The organism is Streptomyces sparsus (genome assembly GCF_054776295.1).
This window is the reverse complement of the sequence record NZ_BAAHCA010000803.1, coordinates 1-2,292: the sequence shown is the minus strand read 5'-3', so window position 1 is coordinate 2,292 and position 2,292 is coordinate 1. Positions and strand designations below refer to the sequence as shown.

The 2,292-nt window shown below is 72.9% G+C and carries 1 protein-coding gene and 1 pseudogene; both read left to right on the top strand.

Annotation, left to right across the window (positions count from 1 at the left end):
• Positions 1–430 (top strand): annotated as a pseudogene (locus ACYVE9_RS23575) (hypothetical protein); the annotation flags it as partial.
• A gap of 213 nt (positions 431–643) precedes the next feature.
• Positions 644–2,242 carry an ABC-F family ATP-binding cassette domain-containing protein gene (locus ACYVE9_RS23570; protein WP_461029905.1) on the top strand — a complete coding sequence of 533 codons (1,599 nt, stop codon included), beginning with the start codon at positions 644–646 and terminating at the stop codon, positions 2,240–2,242.
• Positions 2,243–2,292 lie beyond the last annotated feature (50 nt).

Genomic DNA, 2,292 nt, shown 5'->3' with positions numbered 1-2,292 from the left:
CGCGCTCATCCGGGCGCTCGCCTTCGAGGCGCTGCGGGTGGTCGGGGCGCCGGCGGAGAGCGCGGTGCGGGCCGTGGCCCAGGAGTCGGGCCTGCGCCCGTACGCGCTGCTGTGGCTGGCCGAACTCGAGGGCGCCGACCCCGAGGAGCTCACCGGGGGAGCCGGCGGCGTACTGACCCGTGAGGAGGCCACCTGGCTGTGGGTCGACACGGCCGCGGCGGTCGCCGACCACGGGGAGTCGCAGCTGCTCGTGGACCACCTGGAGTCGGCGGCGCAGAACTCGGTGCCCCGGCTGCTGGAGGAGGTGCGCGCCACCGGCCATCCCAGGACCGTGCAGGTACTGGTGGCGCTGGCCGCCGCCCACCCGGACCCCGCGCTGGCGAAGGCCGTCCGGCGGGCGGCGTTCCAGGTGCACACCGGGGACGGCTGACCCTCGCGGGCCGGCCGGCCCGCGGGCGGGAGCGTCGTCGCCGGCCCGGAATACCGGGCGCCGTACGCCGTTAGACTGGAGGTATGGCAACTCCTCTCACCCATTAGCTGACGACGAACGTCCACCGGCGCACGGCCCCCGCGAAGGCGCCGTCCCGGCCCAGCGGCGTGCCCGCCCCCTGTCCCGTACGTTCGTCCCTGCCAGGAGTTTTCCGTGATCACCGTCTCCGGCCTGGAGCTGCGCGCCGGCGCCCGGGTCCTCATCGAGGCCGCCAGCTTCCGCATCGCCCGCGGCGACCGCATCGGCCTCGTCGGCCGCAACGGCGCCGGCAAGACCACCCTCACCAAGTGCCTCGCCGGGGAGGGCGTACCCGCCGGCGGCACCATCAGCCGCAGCGGGGAGGTCGGCTACCTGCCGCAGGACCCGCGCACCGGCGACCTGGAGGTGCTGGCCAGCGACCGCATCCTGTCCGCCCGCGGCCTGGACAGCGTGATCCGCAAGATGCGTGAGAACGAACAGCGCATGTCCAACGGCCAAGGCGCCACCCGCGAGCGCGCGATGCGCAAGTACGAGCGGCTCGAGACGGAGTTCCTCACCAAGGGCGGCTACGCGGCGGAAGCCGAGGCCGCGACCATCGCCGCCAGCCTGGGCCTGCCCGACCGGGTGCTCGCCCAGCCGCTGCACACCCTCTCGGGCGGTCAGCGGCGCCGGGTCGAGCTGGCCCGCATCCTCTTCTCGGACGCCGACACCCTGCTGCTCGACGAGCCGACGAACCACCTCGACGCCGACTCCGTCGTCTGGCTGCGGGACTTCCTGAAGACGTACCGCGGCGGGCTCGTGGTCATCTCCCACGACATCAACCTGGTCGAGACGGTCGTCAACAAGGTGTTCTACCTGGACGCCAACCGCTCGCAGATCGACCAGTACAACATGGGCTGGAAGCAGTACCTGACGCAGCGTGAGGCGGACGAGAAGCGCCGCAAGCGCGAACGGGCGAACGCCGAGAAGAAGGCGGCGACGCTGAACGCCCAGGCCGACAAGATGCGTGCCAAAGCCACCAAGGCCGTGGCCGCCCAGAACATGGCGCGCAGGGCCGAGAAGCTGCTGGCCGGCCTGGACGAGCAGCGCCGCGGTGACAAGGTCGCCAAGCTGCGCTTCCCCGACCCGGCCCCCTGCGGCCGGACGCCGCTCACCGCCGAGGGGCTGTCGAAGTCCTACGGTTCGCTGGAGATCTTCACCGACGTGGACCTGGCGGTCGACCGCGGCTCACGGGTGGTCATCCTCGGCCTCAACGGCGCCGGCAAGACGACGCTGCTGCGCCTGCTCGCCGGAGTGGAGGAGCCGGACACCGGCGAGGTGCGCCCCGGCCACGGGCTCAAGCTGGGCTACTACGCCCAGGAACACGAGACGCTCGACCCCGAGCGCACGGTCCTGGAGAACATGCGCTCCGCCGCGCCGGGCATGGACCTGGTCGAGGTCCGCAAGGTGCTCGGCTCCTTCCTGTTCTCCGGCGACGACGTCGACAAGCCCGCCGGCGTGCTCTCCGGCGGGGAGAAGACCCGGCTGGCGCTCGCCACGCTGGTGGTCTCCTCGGCGAACGTGCTGCTGCTGGACGAGCCGACCAACAACCTGGACCCGGCCAGCCGGGAGGAGATCCTCGGCGCGCTGCGCACCTTCACGGGCGCGGTGGTCCTCGTGACGCACGACGAGGGCGCCGCGGACGCCCTCCAGCCGGAGCGCATCATCCTGCTGCCGGACGGCGTGGAGGACCTGTGGGGCCGGGACTACGCGGACCTGGTCGCCCTGGCCTGAGCGGGCCTGCCCGTCCACCTCCCGGCGCCCCTGCCCGGCAGTCTCCGGCG